This is a genomic window from Streptomyces sp. NPDC038213, assembly GCF_055600495.1.
Map to the genome: position 1 here is coordinate 162,751 of NZ_JBVJYM010000009.1, position 18,884 is coordinate 181,634.

Genomic DNA, 18,884 nt, shown 5'->3' on the forward strand with positions numbered 1-18,884 from the left:
CTGCTGAAGGGGGGTGGGGAAGAGGGTCACGCTGCCACCGCCGCGGGGGTGGGGCGGTGCGGGGCGATGATCTGGCCGTCGGGCAGCAGCTCACCCGTGTCCTCGAAGAGCAGGATCCCGTTGCACAGGAGGGACCACCCTTGCTCGTAGTGGGAGGCGGTCGGCTTGGCCGCCTCCCTGTCAGGGGAGTCTGCGCCCGGGCAGGCGATCGGGTGCTCGCACATGGTGGAGTCCTCGCTGGAGATGGTTGGGGGAAGGGATGCGGCCGGGCGTCGGTCAGGCGCGTTGGGCGAGATAGAACTCGGCATCCCGCGACGGTGGGATGGGCCCGGCGCTGGGCCGCGAGCGGAGTGCCGAGTGTGGTCGGCCCCAGCTGACGCGGACCGGGTCGCCGGGTTTCGCGGGCTGGGTGATCCACAGCGGTGCGAAGCCCGGACGGCCGGAGATGAACCTGCCAGCAGCGTCGGCCGCCTCCTGGTCGGGGACGTCGAGGTGCCTGGTGGGTTGGGGGCCGCCGGCCGGGGCTGCGAGGCGGTAGCCGCTCAAGAGCGGCACGATGACCCAGCGCCCCGCTTCCGGCGGCTGGGGGCCTTCGACGTGCAGGCCGGCCAGGTCCATGGCGAACTGCGTCGGGCCCAGGATCTGCCGCTGCCACGCCCGCCGGATCATGGAGGCCCGCGACGTGGCATTCAGCCTGGCGCGGGTCTTCTTCAGTAGGTACTGGGCCTGGTAAGGCTTCAGACCGAGGAGCCGGGCATAGGCGTTGACCGGCCTGCCAGCGGCGAGCGTGCGGACCAGGCTGTACGCGTTCGCCTCCAGAAGTAGTGGATGGAGAACGGCGGGAGCAGCCAAAGCGCCGTGGGTGTACGCGTGGTCCACGAGCTGAGGCCGGACGACGGCATCGAGCCGGAAGCGGCGCGCGATCCGGGCCAGCCGGTACTGCACGTGCCTGTCGGTGCCCAGGCCGAGCCGGGATGCGATCTCCGGATCCTCGTAGCCCTCAGCAACGAGCTCCAGGACCTGTCGCTCCAGATGGGGCAGCGGCACCTCGGAGAGCGAGGGTACGCGGGCGCTCATGCGGCACGCGTCTCGGTCGTGCATACGGTGATCGCCTGTTGCTGGCCGTGCCGACTCACGTGTGCACTGACGGCCACGACGGCGAAGCATCCGTTGGCGCTGACCTCTACCAGCCCGGTCGTGGCGAGGTCCGCGAGCGCCAGGCGGACGGACGAGGCCGGTACCCGCAGAGACCTCGCCAGCCTCCGCTCGCGGAGCCGGGAAGACGGGGCCAGGGCGCCGCTCGCGATGCGCTGCTGGATCTCCTGGGAGACAGAGCCGACCGAGCGGCCGGGCACGAGGGCCTCAATCAAGGCCCACAACATGTCGCGGCCCTGGCCGGCGAGGAGACACGCCTGGGCCCAGGTGCCCCGGATCCCGTGGGGAGACGGGGTGAGGGCCGCGATCCACACTTCCCAACGGAGCTGATCGGCCGGGGAGTCGCTCGCGGTGCGTTGTGTTCGGGCAAGGCCGAGCCACGGCTGGGTGGAGGAGTACACGAGGTGGTATGCGTCCTCGACGGACTTGGCCGGCACCACGGTGCGTCGGACCTTGAGCGACTGGAGCCTGTTGATGTCCCGCTTCAGCATGCTTGCGGTCCGTGAGGCGGAGGCTGCCGGAGGACGGCGGTGGATCCGGAGGAGAGCGGTCCTATCCACGGCTCAAAGCCCCCTCACGCCGACAAGCACTCGGCCGAGGAGAGTGGGGTCGACCTCACTCGTACGGGGCAGCGCACTGCGTACGGTCTCCGAAGGCTGAGCAGGACGCGACTGAGCCCGTTCGTGCCTCCGGGGTTCGGCCGCAGGCGCGAGGCTGACCTGGGCCCACACAACCTTTCCGGTCTTGTTGCCGTTGCGGACGGGGTAGTGCCCCCACCTGCTGCTCACGGCAGCGACGAGGAGAATCCCCCGGCCGCTCGTTGCGTCGGCCCCGGGCTGCTTTAGGACGGGCGCCTGCTCGTCGTTGTCGAATACCGACACACGGACCACCCCGTTGCCGACCTGAAGCACCAGATCGAAGGTCCTCAAGGTCGAAAGAGAGGAGTACGGCGAGACCTGCTCGCCCTCCTCGGAGTGCTGCACCGCGTTCGTGGTCAATTCGGAGACGATGAGTTCCGCCGTCTCGATGACCTTGGCCGGCACCCGCCATCGAGAGAGGACGTCGGTGGTGTGCAGCCTTGCCCAGCGCACGGCGTTCGGCGTGGTCGCCAGCGTGAGGCTGTCGCTCAGGGGTGGTGCCTGGGACACGATGTGCCTCCCGAGTTGGGAGAAGGGACCGTCGAATGGCCGGGCCGACGAGCAGCGTGTGAGCTCGGGACCGCGGGGAGGGCAACGTTCGCTCTCCGAGCCCAGGAGCAGCAACCACGACGGTGCACGTAAACGTGACGGGCGTACGTGACCCTTCACGTATTTCCAGGTCCTTGGCCGATGGAGTCACGTTTTTCTCCCACCGGCGCGTCAGCAGATCAGTACGCTGGCGACCGAGTCGGAAGGGGATCGTCTTCATGAGAAGTGGCCTTGAACCTCACGGCCCGTCCTGCGCACGCCGGTTACGCGAGAGAGGCGTCGAGCGAGGACGCTCAATTGGCGAAATCGCGCACTCGATTCATACACATTGCTCGGTCTCTCAACTGCGTTCGCAGCGTCTGGCCAGGGGCCTCACCCTTGTCGACGCTGCGGAGCAGCTGCGCCGTCTTGTCACCGAGCGGGACGGAGCCCCGCGGGTCACCGTGGAGCAGCTACGCCTGTGGGAGACAGGGAAGCACCGGCCACTTCGCTCGACAGTTCTCGTGCTGGCCGCCTTCTACACCTGCTCACCGGACGATTTGGACTTGGACGACACCCGGGCGGTCGAGGGAATCGTTCTTCAGGTACGGCCCCCGCACGCGCCTCGCACCGAGCAGTACAGCGTGCCCGACCTCTCCGAGCGTGTTCCGACTACTGCAGGATCACTCGTTGACAGGGTCGATGTCGTACGCCAAGCCGTGGACCGCACCCTTGCCTCGGCCACGGTCACCCCCACCCAGCTGGACCACATTGAGGAGATGGTCCTTTGGGCCAGTCAGGAGTACGTCTCGACGCCGCCGACCTTGATGCTCAGCCGACTTCTGGACCTGCTCTCGGAGGTCCAGGGACTGGCCGCGTCCCGGCAACCGGCAGCGGTTCAGGTACGCCTCTCTGAACTAGCCGCCATGATCTCCACGTTGACAGCGGACGCGCTCATGAAGCTCGGCGACCTGGCACGGTCACGGTCCTGGTACGCCACGGCACGCACCGCCGCGGATGACAGCGGGAACGTCGAGCTTCGCGCCCGTGTCAGGGCTCAGGCCGCGATGCTGCCCTTCTACTACGGTCCGATCACCAGCGCGGTGAGCCTCTGCCGAGAGGCCAGGGTGATCAGCAGCAGAGCTCGGGCCTCTGCCACGCATGCCTTCGCGGCAGCAGCGGAAGCGCGGGCTCTCGCCAAGCTCGGTGCCCAGACCGAGGCCGAGGAGGCGCTGCGGTACGCGGCCAAGGCGTTCGAGCACTTCGGAGGGGATGCGTCCAATGACGCCTTCGCCTTCCCGGAGCGCCGCTATCTGCTCTACAAAAGCGGCACGTTGACAGCACTCGGGCGCACCCGCGAGGCACGCCTGGTCCAGGAGGAGGCTCTTGCCCTGTACCGGGACAAGAGCGGAATCGACCCGGCTCTCCTCCGGCTTGAGGCCGCGATCTGCTTCGCGCGGGATCGCAGTCCTGACGAAGCCTGCCAGCTCGCCGGGACCACCTTCCTGCGGATGGACCCCGCCCACCGCACGCCCATCGTGGAGGAAAGGGCCCGTGAGGTCGTAGAGGTCCTTCCGCCGGCGATACGTACAGGCCGGGCGGCACGCGAGCTTCTTGAGATCATCGAGCTTCCGCCCGGCCAGATGTGACAGGACGGGCCTTCGTCGGTCAGCCTGTGTGGCATGACAATCACGCCGGCCCCCGGTGGGTTCGACGATTTCGAGATGCACCAGGTGTTGGAGCGGGCCTGCGAGAAGGCCGGCCTCGACAGCAGAGACGCGCGTCTCCTCCGCGGCCACACCAATGCGGTCCTCCTTCTGGAGAAGGAGCAGGTGGTAGCCAAGATTGCGCGGAAGGGGACGGACGTCGACAGCGTCAAGCGCACGGTTTCCTTCGTACGCTGGCTCATCGAAGCAGACTTCCCCACAGTCCCTCTTCACCCTTGCGATCAGCCGCTGATCATTGACGGACACGCTGTCACCTTCTGGACCTACCTGCCGCAGCCGGAGAGCCCGGTGCCGGCATGGCAACTGGCAGGGCCCCTGAAGGCGCTCCACACCCTGCCTCGACCCCCGATCGCCCTTGCCGAGCACAACAACATCCGCGCGATCCGCCGCTCGCTGAGCGCGATCACCTGCCTCCCTGTCGCTCGAGTCCGCTATCTGGAACATGAGGCGGACCGGCTCGAAGAGGCGCTGGAGGGAGTCCCATTTGCCCTGGATCCAGGACTAATTCAGGGTGACCCGCAACACCGAAACGCGCTGCACACTGCCGATGGAACTGCGGTGCTGTGCGACTGGGACACGATCGCCCAAGGCCAGCCGGAATGGGACCTCGTAACCGTCGAAGTCCACTGCCGGCGGTTCGGGTACGGCGAAGCGCACTACCAAGCGTTCGTGGATGCCTACGGGTTGGACATCAGGGAAAGCGCTGGCTACTCGGTTCTACGCGACATCCGTGAACTGCGCATGGTTACGACGAATGCCCGGAAGGTTCGGCATGCCCCGGAATCTCTAAGTGAGATCCAGCGCCGGGTTGACGGGCTGAGGAGGCGTGACGAGCAACTTCGATGGAGCATCCTCTAGCTGCCGGGTTCCTCGCCGAGGCCAACCTCACCACCGGCGCGCACCAGTTCGACAGCCCCATCCTGAGAAGCCCCCGCGTCACCGTGCTGGCCGAGGACTGCGACTGCGCCCGCCATCACCATGTTGCTGAGGCTCACTGAGGTGTACGGGGGTGTTTCATGCCGCCAGGCGGGACGGGCGAGCGGACCCAGGTGCGGCATCGCCCCCAGCGTATGGCTGCGATGCCTGGTGCCCTGCGGCGGGCTGCTGGTCGCTGCCCGCCGCAGGTGGTGGTCGCTACCAGGCCGTGGCACGTTCCACGTCGTTGGCGTAACGGCCAAGGGCCTGTCCGAGGTCGGCCCGGCCCTCGGTCCCGGGTTCGGAGGTGTCGACGGCGTCCTGCGCGGCTCGGATCACGGCGTGGGCCCGGTAGTCGATCTGGCCTTGGCTCCCGCCGGTGCCGGCCACCAACGTGGTCAGGATCCGTAGGGCATCCGGGTTCTGGGCGCTGCGGGCGGCTCGCTGCGCGACCCGGTCGGGGTACTTGATGTCTGGGGTGGCGGCGACGGTGCGCAGGGTCCGGGGCAGCCACTGGTGCTGGTCGGTTCCTTCGGCGAAGGCGAAGTGGCCGATACCTACGAGGGCAGGTGCGAGGGCGGGGTCTTCGTCGACGAGGTCCAGGGCCTGGTCCCAGAGCTGCAAGGCGCGCTGGTGCAGAGGGTGGGGACCGGCGACATCTTCGATGGGTAGTACCCGGGCGATGTCGCCGAGGAGCGTCGAGACGGCCGCCGGGCCGCCGTCACCGCTGATCAACGTGGCGAGGAAGTCGGAGTCGAAGGTGCCGGGGGAGTGGAGCAGGGTGGCGGCGAACCGGTCGAACACCTCCTCGGGTGCACCGGCGCGCAGGTAGTCCATGACCTTGCCGGGGTCGAGGTCGCCGAGCACCGCGAACTCGTCGGCGCCGAGGCGGCGCAGCGAGCGCAGCCAGGTGTGAATCGGGGCGGACGGTGCGGCGAGGTCGAGCAGGGGGGCCTCGTGGGCGGTGTACCAGGGCAGGGCGTAGCGGCGCAGCGGGGTGAGGGCCGCGCCGATGACGGCCAGGGCGGGGTCGTCGCGGCCGTCGGTGACGAGCTGGGTCAGTTGGGTGGCGGCTTCGGCGGGTAGCTCGCCTTGGTCGGCTGCGCGGCGGACAGACCACTGGAGGAAGGCGACCAGGGCGAGGCCGCCGGAGGTTGCGCTCGCGGTGACGTAGGGGTTGTCCGGGACCGAGGCGGGCGCGGTCCAGGCGCGGACAGCGGCCATCAGCCAGGTGACGGCCGCGGCCTCGTCCACGCCGGGGCCGACTCCGAGTGCCCAGGCATGGCGCAGCAGCTGGGCCACGAGGTAGCGGGCGCGTTCGTCGATGTCCGGGTCGGCGCTGCCTTCACCTGCTTCGAGCTGGTTCTTCAGGTCCCAGGCGGCGGTGCATGCGTTGGTAAGCAGTCGTCCGCCGTCGTCGGTGAGGCCGGCCTGCTGCTGGTCGGTGTGCAGGGTCTGCAGGTAGACCGTGCGGAGGTCGAACGAGCTGAGGGTGGCTGCGACGGCCGAGATGTCGGCCGCCCAGGCGGCAGGGTCCGCGTGGATGGCGGCTTCCAGCATCCGCAGGTCCGTGCGCCTGTAGTAGTCCCCCTGCGAGGGAGTGCGTGCCGAGAGCTCGGAGGCGCCCTCAAGGACACCGTGCTCCTTACAGCGGGTGACGAAGTCCGCCACCGTGCTTTCGCCGTGGTCGGGGTACGGCCCGATTTTGATCAACGGTTCGGTGAGGGCCGGGGGCGGTCCGGTGAACTCGGCCAGGAGGTCCAGCGTCGGGCCCCAAGGTGCGAGCACCGACGCGGGCGCCACCTCAGAGAGGCAGTAGACGGTCCGCCAGACGGGCTGGAGAGCGGACTCCCACTCCTGGTCCGGCATGTCGGTCGCATCCTCGCCGAGGAGCTCGGCCAGCGCTTCCGTGCCGCCGAGCACGGAGACGAGCGTGCGGGCGAGACGGGCGCCGTCGTCGGCAAGCTCGGCGCGGGCGGCCCGCAGTGCGTCCGGGCCGGGCACCGGACCGAAACCCTCGGTCAGGGCCGCCTCGAGGTCGACCTGGTCCGCCGGTTCGCAGGTGCCGATGGCCACCTGGACGAACCGGCCGACGTCCGGGGTGAGGTAGGACATGGCGCCCAGGCGGGCGAGCACCGCAAAGGCAGCCTTCCACCACGAGACGTCCGTCGGCGCGATCTCGGCGGCGTCCACCAGGTGGACTGCGATCAGCCGCTCCCGCTCCCAGCCGCCCAAGGTCTTGGCCGTCCAGGCACCGGTCCGTGCGGCCAGGCTGGTGCCGGCCTCGCTTAGCTCGACGCGAGCGAACTCGATGCAAGCCGCCGCCGCGAGCCGGGCACCTGTCAGCGCCCGCCCCCCGGCCATGCTCGGCGCACGCAGGTCGTCGCTAATCTGCAGCTGGTCCCGGACGCCTTCGACCGCGAGGTGGGAGGCAAGTACGGCCGCGAGTCCGGTGCGGACCCGCTGTGCCAGTTGCGGGCCACCCGTTCGGCCTGTCTCCAGCAACTGGGCCAGCACGGTACGGATGTTCCAGGAGTCGGCCGCGGAGCCGTCCGACCCGACGGACAGTGCCTTGACCGCCGCCTCCACCCACGCGGCGTCCCGGTGTGCCGGCAAGGTCTCCTGCGCCCAGTAGACCGCCATGGTCCGTACGCCGTCGACGGAGTGCTGCTTCAGCGCACGGGTGACCAGGGCCGCGCCGTGGCTGCCGAGATGCCGGCACAGCACGACGAGCTCGGCGGTGGCTCCGGGGCCGGAGCGCCAGATCGTCTCCAGGGGCTTGTCCTTGGTCAGCCACTCCACCAGACGCGCGGGATTCTCGGCAGCGAGACGCTCGAAGTAGGGCCTGGCCGGCCACCGGCCCTCCTCCGGTAGAAGCCGGACAGAGTCCAGATTCTCCAGCCACTCCCAGCCGGTGAACCGCGTGAACAGGTAGGGGGCGGCAACGGGGTTGTGCAGCTTGTTGACCTTCTGGACCTGCTCCGGAGTCGGGGAAGTGACCGCGCTGAGAGCTACCCACTCGGGGGCCTGGTCGACGACCGTGGCGACGAGCTCCTGGATCAGGGCCAGGCAGTCGTGCAACATCGCGACCGCCGTCACCGCACTCGCCTCGCCACCAGGGTGTACGGCCCCGGACCCGATGCTGTACTGCTCCGTCCAGAGCTTGAATGCCGCCATCTCTGCCTTGCCCGGCCGCTGGCCGGTCGCGTCGTGGACCACGGTGGTCAGCTGCATGATCCGGTACGAGCCCTGCTGCTCCTCCATCTCGCGCAGCCGCGCGTAGGCAGCACCGACCGCTTCGAGGCGCCGGTCGAGCACCGCCCGACGGTGGAACTCCTCGTCCGACCGTATCTTGTGGAGTTTGCGCAACGCGACTGTCAGAGGGTGTCCGACGGTCAGGGTCTGGGGCACCGTGGTCCCGAGCCCGTCGAGGGCGTCCAGCACCTCCTGGGTCGCGCCGAGCGCCGAAATCAGGGGGTGCCCGGCTTCCGTAGCCGCGGTCCGGGAGCGGAGCAGCTTGACGATGGCCTTCCCGAGAGCACTGCCCGCGTCCACCCTTTGGGGGAACGCCGGCAGGGAGTCCAGGGCCTCGATCAGGCCGTCCACCGGAGTCGCGGCCTTGCGCGAGCCGTCCGTGTTGAAGACAGTACCGAGGGACTTGGAGACCTCAGCCTGGGCCGCCTTCAGCCCCTTGTAGCTGTTCCCGCCGATCTCCATCAGGCGCTCGATCGCCACCCGGCACATCGCCTGCGCGGTGACGTACGGCTCTTCGCGGCCGTCCGGCTCGCACAGCATGGCGCAGATGTCGCGCAGCAGGCCCAACGCGACCGCGCCCTCCTGCTTGGGCCCGAAATCCTGCAGCCGCAGGGCGAACGGGGAAGCGTCCGCAAGCAGTGCTATGTCGTCCGCCGATGGCCTGATCCGGTCAGCCTCGAAGATGGTCACGGCGGCACGGTACCGGCGCGTCGGCCGGCGCTGCGATCGGTTTCGGGGGATGTAGCCCCCGCAGGCCGTCGAGGCCGTTTGGCCAAGCCGCCTCTTCGGCCGCTCCGGACTCCTGGTGGGCCTGCTGCACGCGGCGCAGGGTCTCGACGACTGCCCGCTGATTATCCCCACGTGCGTGATCACCGTCTTAGCGGCCCGTGCAGGTTAAGAAGCGTGCAACTTCGCGGTCGTCGTTTTGAACGCCGGATTCCTTCGACTGGGTGCTCGGTATTGCCGGTGAAGCGAGGGTCGCACTTTGGTATCGCTCACGGCAGACGAGACTTCCCATTTTGGAGTGGAAGCCAGCGTGGAAGCATGTCAATCTACACCTCCGTACCACTGGAACGGCGCAGTGGTGGATCTTTGGGAGGGCTTCTGCTGAAGGTTTCGTTGTCTGTCCGAGTTTCATCACCCTTGCTAATCGCCCTCGGCGCGTCGCAGGCTGCGTTGTCTCAGGAGCGCGGTGATTTCGGCGGAGTATCGACTGGGTTGTGTCTGTGCGTGTGTGCTGCTGGGCTGTTTGGAGAGGATCTCCTGCAACGTGACTACCGTCGAGACCGACTGGTCCTTGCCTACGTGGCCAGGTACCCCGGAGTCGAGGCTCGACAGGTTGCTCGTGCCATCGAGGGTCCCGAGCGTGGTGCTTCGCTAAGCCTCACTCGACTCACGGAGGACGGCCTCCTCGCTTGTGTTGTGGACCACCAAACGCCAGGCAGAAGGGCATACCGACTTGCACGCTGAAGAGGCTCGGCCGCGTCGCGGAGTCATCGGCGGCCCGAAGCGGAGCGCAACATAGCCCATGAACGCCGGTTAGCCTAACCGGCGATTCTGGAGACCATGGATATCGGTCGCGCCGACTACTTGGCGGTGGGTGGTGCTGGCCTTCCTGTCCATTCCTGTGAGCCGCTCTGCTTCGGCAGTCAAATTCCGATCGCGCTCATGGGGCTTGCTGTGTGAGGCGAAAGGTCCCAACTGTGTGCGATTCCCTGCTCTCGGTTCCGCGAGTCGCAGCGATGCTCGACATTAGTCGCAGGTCTGTATATCGCTACATCGAGCTGGGAGAACTGTCGGTCGTCGACCTCCGTACCGGAAATGGACGCTCGCGGGTTCGCATACCCAGCCGCGATGTGCGTGAGTTCGTGGGGCGACGTACATCAACAACTTCGTGCAGGCGTCCATCCTAGCTGCGCTCCCTATTCTCGATCGCGCAGATCACATCGCAGAGAGAGTGAATGGCCTACCTTCGTAAACTCCCGTCCGGAAAGTGGCAGGTAACTGTCAGAAGCCGGGCCGGTGATCGGTATAGCGAAACGTTTCCCCTGAGGTCCCAGGCTCACGCATGGGGCCGGGACGAAGAGGCGAAGCTCAGTAGGTCCGCCTACCGCGATCCTCTTGCCGGAAAGATCAAGTTTGGCGCCTGGCACGATCGATGGTGGGAGGCGCGTGTCGTTGAACCACACACCCGCCGTGGTGACGAATCGTCCATCCGCAACCACGTGACTCCCCACTGGGTCGACTGGGAGCTACGTGACATCGCGCGACTCGACGTACAATCTTGGGTCCGCAAGATGACGGTGGCAGGTACCGGTGCCTCGGCGATCCGCAGGGCCTACAACCTGACATCGTCCATCATGAAGGCAGCGGTCGAGGAAGACCTTATATCGGTCACGCCCTGCCGCGGCATCGATCTTCCTAAGGAAGCGGTCAAGCCACCTCAGTGGTTCACGGTGGCGCAGGCGCAGGCGATCATCGCGAAGCTGGACCAGCCCTGGCAAACCATGGCCTTGCTGGCCTTCTACACCGGACTGCGGTGGGGCGAACTCGCGGGGCTGCATGGTCATCGCATCGACTGGCGCCGTGGTCGCCTGTTCGTGGTGGAGGTCAACACCAAGTCCGGGATCAAGGAGTACCCGAAGAGCTCCAGGAGCCGCCGGGAGGTTCCCATCCCTGATCACGTTCTCGACGCGCTTGCGCGCCACATGCACGGGCGCGAGAAGGACGGTGTCGTCTTCACGACCGTTACGAAGGGGAGGGCAGGTCGGCTGCTCGACGACGGCAACTGGAGGACGTACGTCTGGTGGCCGGCGGTGAAGGAATCGACGTTCCTCGATTTCGCCGGGGACCTGCGCCCGGTGCCGCACTACCCCCCGCACTCCATGCGCCACACGTGCGCCTCGTGGCTGGTACAAAACGGAGTGTCGCTGTACGAGGTGCAGCATCTGCTCGGCCATGAGAGCTACCAGACGACGCAGCGATATGCCCACCTTGCCCCGGACGCCCATCAGGCAGTGCTGGGTGGCTGGACGCGTCTGGAGTCCCAGCTGATCATCCCCGCGGCGGCGGCTTGATCACCTCAGATAGTAACCGAATGTAGTCGTGGTCGAGGCGAGTGGATCTTGTACGCCATGCCTTCACAGCGTCGGAGGACGCACCCGTTGTGGGTGCGTCCTCCGACGCTGCTGCGTTTCCGGTACGGTCAGCAGTACCGGTTCGATCGGTGATCGGCTTGAGAGCGGGCAGCGAGCCTCTGACGCACACGTTTGGGCGTGACGCACGTTTGACGCATGGCGCTCCGTGCGTCACGAAGATTCGCCTCTGACCTGCACGTTCTCCCATGGTGAGCTGTCTCTACGCGTTCCCGATGACGCACCACGTGGAGTGCGTGGCGATCCTTGAGCCGGTGCGGGACGAGGGCTGACGGGGGCAGGTTCCCAGGGCGGCGCCCGCGAGGTGGTGCGCCGCCCTCAAGGACCGGCCGGGCGGCCGGTGTGTGAGCCGGTTGCCGCGTTCACTCCGAGGTCTGCGCCGCCGGTGTGCCGGAGACCAGCGAGCGCAGCTTCTCGCGGGTCTCCCGGTCGGTCGAGTAGACGACCGTTCCGATCATGCCGCGGGTCAGCAGCACCTTGTAGGTGTTGCGGATCAGGCGGTCGACATCCTCGTCGGGGGTGGCCCTGGTGAAGGAGGGGTCCTTCGACGCCGTGCGGTCCACCACCCAGCGGTCGGTCCGCCAGACGAGGTCGGGGCCCATGATCACGCCGGACCAGTCGTACTCGAAGCCCTGCGCGGTGTAGACGCAGCCGACCTGTCCGAAGCCCGCCGGGTCGGTGGCCCACAGCGGCGCCGGGGGAGCGCCGAGCAGGGAGCGGTCCCCGTACAGGTTCCAGGGCTTCGACCAGTCGCCGATGGCGACGTCGGCGGGGAGCGAGCCCATGGCCGGGGTGATCTTCGTCGTCCACTTCCAGCAGTAGCCGGCCGACATGCGGGCTCCGTAGCCCCGGGCCCGCTGGCCCGACAGGAAGTCCTCCAGCTCCTGCGGGCTGTCGGCCGTCAGGATGCGCACCTTGCCGTCCGGTTCCCACGGGGAGGGGGACCGCCCCTCGAGCCCCAGCAGGTCGACCACCCACCGGAGGTAGGCGTCGCTGCCGCCGCACCGGAACTGGCTGTCCAGCTCGACCACAGTGCACTCCAGGCCCTGCTCCGCGGCCGCCTCCCGGATCTCCTCCACCGTCCCCATCTCGCCCGGCCGCACCACCTGGTGCTGGTCCAGGAGGAACACGGGAACCCGCGCGGCGTCGATCAGCTCTGCGACCTGCGGGCGGCCCGTGCGCAGGGCGGCCTTGGTGTAGCGGTTGGCGGAGGTCTTGCGGAGCCGATGAGCCTCGTCGCAGACGAGCACGTCCAGGTCGTTGGGCTCGGCCTCCATGAAGCTGTTGAAGTAACGGAAGAGCTTCTGCACTTCGGGCTTGCGGGCTCCCGCCACCCTGCGCATCGTCTTGGTGAACGACTGCGAGCCCGTGGCATGCAGGGTCGGCACCCCGCGCCGGTACAGGTCGCCCAGCAGGGACAGGGCGATCACGCTCTTCCCGGAGCCCGGACCGCCGGCCACCACGACCACGTGCTTGTGGTGGGACCGCCGGGCCTGCCGGACCGCGGACATCACCGTCTCGTAGGCGAGCCGCTGCTCACCGAGCAGCACGAACTGCTCGCGGTTGCGCACCTCTTCGGCGGCGACCGCCATCAGCTGCCGGGACGGCCTCACCTTGCCCTGGAGCAGGGTGTCGGCTGCTTCAGCGCCGGGCTTGGGCGCCAGCAGCGAGCGCAGATAGTCGAGGAAAGCGCCGCGCTGCTCACCCGTGAACATCCGGCCCCGCCGGTCCTCTGCGACACCGCGCAGACCGGAAACCCCGAACTCGGTCGCGTTGTGCAGGTACGCCACTCCCGCGATCGACTCCGGCGACTGCTCCAGCGCCCCGTTGAACGACACCAGGTAGTCGCAGTAGCCCCGCACCTGCTCGATCGGGTTGAGGACCGCGTCGGGGTACGCGTCGATCCGGCACCGCAGCGGGTCGCCGTCCTCCGGGTGGGCGCTGCTCCACTGCTTGAGCTCGACCACGACGTACGACGGTCCGCCGGTGACCGGATGAACGCCTGCCAGTATGACGTCCGCGCGCTTGCTGGTGAGGGGCAGGGCGTACTCCAGCAGCATCTCCACCTCGCCGAGGCCGGCTTCGACCAGCAGGTTGGTGAGCGCGGGGATGCTGCGCTCCCAGGAGCGGACCTCTGACGGGTGGGGCCTGTGGCGGTGCTTGTGGAGGAAGTTCTCGCTCAGGAGCTCTGCCAGGCGTCCTTCGAGGCGGGTGCGGGTGGCCAACGACGCCGCGGACTCACGGAACAGCAAGGGAATGCCCCCAGGCAGCACGAAGTAGCTCGTGCGGGTGGGGGCATGTCCTTCGGTTCCACGGAAGTGGAGCGGAAGCCCGGCGGGCCGCTGAGATGGTCGTCGCAATCCTAGAACAGGGCGGGCGGAGGCGGCTGGTCAGCGGTGGCGGGTGAGGGTGTCTACCTCGCGGACCAGAGGAAGGTTTCTCGGCACAGTTCGAAGTGGTCGACGCGGCGGAGGTCGAAGACGCGGCGGACGCCGCGTTGGCGGGCCAGGCCGACGACCTCGTTGAAGTGGCGTTCGAAGTGGGTGGAGAAGAAGATCTTCACGACGCCTGACACGGCCTGGAGCTGGTCGAAGCGGTGGAAGAACAGGTCGTAGCGGCCCTCCGGCTCCCAGTCGGCCCAGAGTTCGGACGCGTAGCGCTGGACCTGGTGCAGGTCCTTCTCCGTGATCTTGTGGAGGTATTCGCAGACGTTCTGGAACTCCACCGGCGAGCGGGGGGTGTTGGCGATGCGCTTGAGCTCCGCCAGCGGGTCGTCGGGGTTCATCTGCGCCGCGCTGCCGGTGATGATCATCGTGGAGTGGTTGATGTTGGGGTCGAGGAGCAGGGCCGCGGCCACCTTCGGCTTGCGGTCCGGGTGCGCGGTCCACAGGGCGGCGAGCCGGAACATCATGTCGGCGCCGACCGAGAAGCCCACCAGCGTCAGCTTCTTCTGGGGGTACTGGCGGCAGAGGTTGTTGACGGCGCCGCTGATCAGGTCCGTCTGGGTGGCCAGGCCGATGGGGTCGTACCGCTGGTCGCGGGCCTCCGCGACGTTGTGGCCGAAGGCGGTGATGGCGACGGTGTGCTGGCGGGCCCGGTTCATGTACGGGCGGAAGTCCTCGGCGTCCAGGCCGAGTCCGTGCAGCAGGACCACCAGGTGCGAGGAGGACGTGCGCCGTTCGAGGTAGTGCAGTTCGCGGCCGATGACGGCCTGGTCGGACGGCAGGTGCCGCCGGCCGCCACCCGGTTCCAGGTCCACGCGAGCACGGCGCGGGCCTCGTTGCCGTAGATGCCGGCGAAGAGGCCGATCGCGCCGCCGGCCAGGGCGAGGGGAGCCCGGTAGCGGGTGGCCAGGGCGGTCAGGCGCGCCGGCCATGCGTCGTGCGGGGTCACAGGGACGGCCCGCGGGGGCCGGCCGGGGCGCCCGGTCCGGTGGGGCGGCCCGCTCCGGCCGGGTTGCGGGCGGCCGCGGCGGGCGGGGTCCAGGCGAGGCCGGTGAGTTCGGTGAACCCCGGCCCGGCCGTGGCCCGCCCGACGGCGTGGGCGTCGGAGAGGTCGGCGACGTGCAGCGGGCCGCTTCCGCCGGTCAGGTGCGCCTCCACGCGGGCGCCCATCCGGCGCAGCCCGTCGCGCGGTTCCATGCCGAGCAGCAGTCCGGGCCTGGCGAGGGCCTGCGTGATGGTCGCGACGACCTCGGCGCGGGTGGGCTCGTCGTACTGCTAGAGGACGAAGTTGCAGGTGACCGCATTGATGCGGTGGCGGCGGAGGTGGTCCGCCAGGGCGGGCAGGTCGAGGAGGTCGAGGGCGCGGACCGTGGGGGCGGCGCCGCCGGGGGCCTGCTGCTCCAGCGACCAGAGCACCTCGGCGAAGCGCTCGTCGTAGTAGGCCGAGGGGCCGTGGCAGGCGCGCACCCAGTCCAGGGTGGGCAGGGGGGAGGCGTCGATCCCGTGGAGCGCGGTGAGCGGGACGGGGCGGTACGGCGGAGGGGCCGGGCTCCATGTCAGGCCGGGGGCGAAGCGGTCGAAGACCGCCCGGTTGTTCAGCTGGTGCAGGAGCAGTCCGATGCCGGTGCCCACGTCGAGCAGGCGGACGGCGGGGACGCGGTGGTGGGCGGCGTACGCGCCGAGGAGCAGCTGCGGTACGAGGAAGCGGCGGGCCCCGGTGAAGGAGTTGGAGCGGCCGGTGAGCACGGACGTGATGCGCGCGCCGTGCTCGTCCAGGGTCTCGGCGAGCAGCGCGGCCCGGTCGGCGGCCGCCAGGCCGGAGGAGAAGAGCGCCCCGGCGCGCGGGTCGCCCGCCGCGACGGTGCGCAGGGCGATCCCGATGAGCGTGACGAGGTGGGAGGTGCTCATCCGCGGCCGGTCCCGGGACACGGCCTCCAGCAGCCGGTCGATGGCCGGGGCGGAGCCGGAGCCGGCCAGCAGGGCCATGGACTCGTGGACCACGGACCAGCCGTGGTTGCCCTGTTCGTGCCGCTGCATATCGGTCAGCGTGCGCAGCAGAAGGTCCTTTCCGTTCGACATGCCGGAGCGCCCCCTCTTGTTCGGCTGACTGGACCAGGTGCCGGAATCCGCGGTTCGCGTTTCGCCGGTTCGGTAGCCGTGCAAGTGCCACACAATTGAGCTGGAATGCCGGGGACGGTGTCCAGAATCCCGACGGGTCTCCTTCAGGAAGTCCGGTTGCAGCGGTGGTCCGGTCCACGATCCGGCACATGCCCGCACGCCGTTGGTCTAGAGTCGCTCACGCACGTGCCGCATAAAGCTGCCAGAGGTGGTCCTTATGGCCAACACGTTGGCTTTCGGTCAGGTGACCGAAGGGCGAACGCCGACCGGATTGAAGTACCTGGAGAGAAAGTCGGACTCGGATACGCTGACCTTCTTCTTCCATGGTCTGGGCCTCGATGCGACGGACTACCTCGACTACCTCCGCCACACGGACACCCACGGCATCGCCCTCAACCTCCGCGGCTACGAGCCCGGTGGGGCGGCAGGCCTCCCGCCCGTACCGCTGGCCTCGCACATCCGGATGACGGCCGCCTTCGTCGAGCAGGCCATCCGGGAGAACTCCGGAAAGAAGATCGTCCTCCTGGGATTCTCACTCGGGGCCGATCTCATCCTGCAACTCGCGGAGCACTGGCAGGGCGGCGGCCCGGTCCCGGAGATCCACGCGGCCGTACTCCTCGACCCCAATGTCAACCAGTCGACCATGACCATTTCCCGCCTCTTTGCGGAGGCCGATCCTGCAGATCCCGTTCCGGCTTTCAAAAGACTGGTCAATCTCGCTCCGGACAAGGACGGATTCCGGTCGCTCTGCCACTACCTGGCAAAGGTGGCACCGAAGGATTTCGGGCAGGTGGCCCAGCTGTCCCGGGACATGATCATGTATTGGCGCCCCGACGGATACGATCAATTCGGTGCCCGGCTGCACAATGTGACCCGTGTGGCGGACCACGTCAGGCTGGTCCTCTCCGCCTCGTACGGAGAACACCTGTCCGCCATGCGGACGGCGATGGCGCGGCACGGGGACGGTGACGAGGTCGTGGTGGAGCTCACCGGTGCCGACCACTTCGACCTGATCGACGAGGACCGGCTCGCCTCGGTGCTGGTGCCGTTCACCGGCTGATCCGGAGTGTGCGCGGGCGGGTGGCCGGGCGGCTGCCCGCCCGTCGGTGTGTCCGGGGGCGTCACACCGGCCGCCGGCTCCCCGGGACCGGGGTCACGTGGAGGTGGATGCGGTGGAGGAGGGAGGTGAGTTCTGCGCGTTCCCGGGGGGAGAGGGGGGAGAGGAGTTCGGCGTCTGCGGCGCCGATTTCGCGGGTCAGGCGCTGGAGTAAGGAGGCGCCCAGGGGGGTGAGGGCCACCACCACGCGGCGGCGGTCGACGCGGTCGCGCTCGCAGGTGACGTGGCCGGAGTTCTCCAGGTCGCGGACGGTTTTGACCAGGTCGCTGGCGTTCATGTCGAGGCGGGCGGCCAGGACGGTCTTCATCTGGGGGCCCAGGTCGTCGATCATCGCCAGTACGGTCAGGTGCCACAGGCGCAGGCCGTGGGCCGCGAGGCGGTCCGTGAGGCGGCGGCGGGCGGCCTTGCCGACCACGTACATGAGGTAGGCGTCGAGTCCGAGCACGCTGGGCCCGGCCGCGCCGGATGCGCCGGCCGGCTCGGGGGCGGAGCCGGTGGCGGCCGGGTGTTCCATGGCGTGCTTCCCCTCGGTCGAGGCGGGGGCGGTGGTCGGCCGCCCACCCGCCGTACGCGTGCGCGGTGGTGACGTGGCGTCAGGGGCGGCTGGTGAGGTAGCCGCCCATGGAGGTGAAGTACTCGGCGGCCGGCAGTTCGCGGCCGTCCTCGGTGCGGACCCGGGTGAGTGCGAGTCCGTGGTTGCGGCCGGTGCGGGCGTCGGCGCCGGCGACGATGACGACCCCGTCGCCCTCGCGGTAGAAGACGCGGCCGGGCGTACCGCCGTAGCGGCCCTCGGAGACCACGGCGGAGAGGATCTCCAGGCGCTTGCCGCGGTGGAAGGTGAAGGCGCTCGGGTAGGGGTGGGACTGGGCGCGCACGAGGCGTTCGAGGACCTCGGCGGGCCAGCTCCAGTCGATGCGCACGTCCTCTTCGGACCGCTTGTGGAAGAAGGTGGCCTGCGAGCGGTCCTGCGGGGTGAACGCGGTCTCGCCGGCGGCGATCCGGGCGAGGGCGCCGATGGTGACGGGGGCGATCAGGTCGACCGTCTTGTGGAAGAGGTCGGTGGCCGTGTCGGCGGGGCCGACCGGTACGGCGCGCTGGTCGACGATATCGCCGGCGTCGAGCACCTCGTCCATCATGTGGGCGGTCACGCCGACTTCGGTCTCGCCGTTGATGAGGGCCCAGATGAGCGGGGAGAAGCCCGCGTACTTCGGCAGCAGCGAGTCGTGGACGTTGAGCGTGCCGTGCCGGGGCAGGTTGTAGATGCGCGGCGGGATCCACGTGCGCCAGTTGTTGGCGACGATGACGTCCGGGTCGGCGGACTTGAGGAGGTGGAAGAGCTCGTCGTCGTCGGGCCGGTTGCGGATGATCACGCGGACCCCGTGCGCCTCGGCGAGGTCGGCGACCGAGTCGCTCCAGATCTTCTCGTACGCGTGCTCGCTCTTCGGGTGCGTCACCACCGCCACCACGTCGTGCTCGGAGTCCAGGAGCGCCTGGAGAGTGCGGTGGCCCCAGGTCTGGTAACCGAACATGACGACCCGCATGGGGTTCCTCCTTGAGAAGTGCCGCCGAACGTGAGGGCGCAGGGGCGTCGAACGCAGAGCGCGAAACCCCGGGCCCGGCCAAGTAAAGCAAGGCTTACCTAACATTGCAACGCGGCCCATTCGTAAGGCAGTTCAGGGTGCTGTTCAGGCGGTGGTCCGTTTTGTCCTGTCGACACCTCGCCCTAGGTCAGGTTAGCTTTACCTAAGTTCTGCTGGTTGGCGTCAACACGGCGCGCTCGGCTTCCAGTTCCATTCAGCCGCGCCCCCGGGGGGCCGACGGCTGTCCCGCAC

General features: G+C 68.7%; 17 protein-coding genes. 6 read left to right on the top strand and 11 right to left on the bottom strand.

What is annotated here, in order from left to right:
• Positions 1-26 precede the first annotated feature (26 nt).
• From ACZ7JZ_RS16420 to ACZ7JZ_RS16435, 4 genes are all read right to left on the bottom strand, one after another.
• The gene (locus tag ACZ7JZ_RS16420; RefSeq protein WP_121827709.1) at positions 27-224 is read right to left on the bottom strand and encodes a DUF5999 family protein; all 198 of its coding nucleotides are present in this window, start codon (positions 222-224) and stop codon (positions 27-29) included.
• A 52-nt stretch (positions 225-276) separates the two neighbouring features.
• The gene (locus tag ACZ7JZ_RS16425; protein ID WP_470939045.1) at positions 277-1,077 is read right to left on the bottom strand and encodes a hypothetical protein; all 801 of its coding nucleotides are present in this window, start codon (positions 1,075-1,077) and stop codon (positions 277-279) included.
• Complete coding sequence (locus tag ACZ7JZ_RS16430) at positions 1,074-1,646, bottom strand: GntR family transcriptional regulator (protein ID WP_470939048.1); 573 nt, start codon at positions 1,644-1,646, stop codon at positions 1,074-1,076. The genes ACZ7JZ_RS16425 and ACZ7JZ_RS16430 overlap by 4 nt, the downstream gene beginning before the upstream one ends.
• Positions 1,647-1,718: 72 nt before the next feature.
• Entirely contained in the window at positions 1,719-2,303 is a 585-nt protein-coding gene (locus ACZ7JZ_RS16435) for an ATP-binding protein (RefSeq protein WP_470939051.1), read from the bottom strand.
• Between the two features lie 584 nt (positions 2,304-2,887).
• On the opposite strand from ACZ7JZ_RS16435, the gene ACZ7JZ_RS16440 reads away from it, so the two are divergent.
• From ACZ7JZ_RS16440 to ACZ7JZ_RS16450, 3 genes are read left to right on the top strand one after another with little or no spacing between them, the layout of a single operon-like run.
• On the top strand, positions 2,888-3,970 hold the full coding sequence (locus tag ACZ7JZ_RS16440; RefSeq protein ID WP_470939054.1) for an XRE family transcriptional regulator: 1,083 nt from the start codon (positions 2,888-2,890) through the stop codon (positions 3,968-3,970).
• A gap of 33 nt (positions 3,971-4,003) precedes the next feature.
• Positions 4,004-4,906, top strand: a complete 903-nt coding sequence (locus ACZ7JZ_RS16445; protein ID WP_470939057.1) for a phosphotransferase family protein — start codon at positions 4,004-4,006, stop codon at positions 4,904-4,906.
• Positions 4,891-5,046, top strand: coding sequence for a hypothetical protein (locus ACZ7JZ_RS16450; protein ID WP_470939060.1), 156 nt, complete (start codon positions 4,891-4,893; stop codon positions 5,044-5,046). Before ACZ7JZ_RS16445 ends, ACZ7JZ_RS16450 begins: the two co-directional genes overlap by 16 nt.
• 136 nt (positions 5,047-5,182) lie before the next feature.
• Here ACZ7JZ_RS16450 and ACZ7JZ_RS16455 read toward each other — a convergent pair whose 3' ends face one another.
• The gene (locus ACZ7JZ_RS16455; RefSeq protein WP_470939063.1) at positions 5,183-8,908 is read right to left on the bottom strand and encodes a hypothetical protein; all 3,726 of its coding nucleotides are present in this window, start codon (positions 8,906-8,908) and stop codon (positions 5,183-5,185) included.
• Positions 8,909-9,921: 1,013 nt separating this feature from the next.
• On the opposite strand from ACZ7JZ_RS16455, the gene ACZ7JZ_RS16460 reads away from it, so the two are divergent.
• Together ACZ7JZ_RS16460 and ACZ7JZ_RS16465 are read left to right on the top strand one after the other, a co-directional pair.
• Entirely contained in the window at positions 9,922-10,131 is a 210-nt protein-coding gene (locus ACZ7JZ_RS16460; protein ID WP_121827701.1) for a helix-turn-helix domain-containing protein, read from the top strand.
• Positions 10,132-10,515: 384 nt separating this feature from the next.
• Positions 10,516-11,295 carry a tyrosine-type recombinase/integrase gene (locus tag ACZ7JZ_RS16465; RefSeq protein ID WP_470939066.1) on the top strand — a complete coding sequence of 260 codons (780 nt, stop codon included), beginning with the start codon at positions 10,516-10,518 and terminating at the stop codon, positions 11,293-11,295.
• A gap of 440 nt (positions 11,296-11,735) precedes the next feature.
• On the opposite strand, the gene ACZ7JZ_RS16470 is transcribed toward ACZ7JZ_RS16465, so the two are convergent.
• The 4 genes from ACZ7JZ_RS16470 to ACZ7JZ_RS16485 form a co-directional block, all read right to left on the bottom strand.
• Positions 11,736-13,625: a DNA/RNA helicase domain-containing protein gene (locus tag ACZ7JZ_RS16470; RefSeq protein ID WP_470939069.1), complete on the bottom strand. Its 1,890-nt coding sequence runs from the start codon at positions 13,623-13,625 to the stop codon at positions 11,736-11,738.
• Positions 13,626-13,786: 161 nt separating this feature from the next.
• The gene (locus ACZ7JZ_RS16475) at positions 13,787-14,632 is read right to left on the bottom strand and encodes an alpha/beta fold hydrolase (RefSeq protein ID WP_470939072.1); all 846 of its coding nucleotides are present in this window, start codon (positions 14,630-14,632) and stop codon (positions 13,787-13,789) included.
• Between the two features lie 130 nt (positions 14,633-14,762).
• The gene (locus ACZ7JZ_RS16480) at positions 14,763-15,014 is read right to left on the bottom strand and encodes a hypothetical protein (protein ID WP_470939075.1); all 252 of its coding nucleotides are present in this window, start codon (positions 15,012-15,014) and stop codon (positions 14,763-14,765) included.
• Between the two features lie 78 nt (positions 15,015-15,092).
• Positions 15,093-15,896, bottom strand: coding sequence for a hypothetical protein (locus ACZ7JZ_RS16485; RefSeq protein ID WP_470939078.1), 804 nt, complete (start codon positions 15,894-15,896; stop codon positions 15,093-15,095).
• Positions 15,897-16,152: 256 nt separating this feature from the next.
• Here ACZ7JZ_RS16485 and ACZ7JZ_RS16490 point away from each other — a divergent pair, with 256 nt between their 5' ends.
• Positions 16,153-16,995 (top strand): alpha/beta fold hydrolase, encoded by an 843-nt coding sequence (locus ACZ7JZ_RS16490; protein WP_470939081.1) that lies wholly within the window; start codon positions 16,153-16,155, stop codon positions 16,993-16,995.
• A gap of 61 nt (positions 16,996-17,056) precedes the next feature.
• Here ACZ7JZ_RS16490 and ACZ7JZ_RS16495 read toward each other — a convergent pair whose 3' ends face one another.
• On the bottom strand, positions 17,057-17,566 hold the full coding sequence (locus tag ACZ7JZ_RS16495; RefSeq protein WP_470939084.1) for a MarR family winged helix-turn-helix transcriptional regulator: 510 nt from the start codon (positions 17,564-17,566) through the stop codon (positions 17,057-17,059).
• Positions 17,567-17,645: 79 nt separating this feature from the next.
• The gene (locus ACZ7JZ_RS16500) at positions 17,646-18,593 is read right to left on the bottom strand and encodes a methionyl-tRNA formyltransferase (RefSeq protein WP_470939087.1); all 948 of its coding nucleotides are present in this window, start codon (positions 18,591-18,593) and stop codon (positions 17,646-17,648) included.
• Positions 18,594-18,884 lie beyond the last annotated feature (291 nt).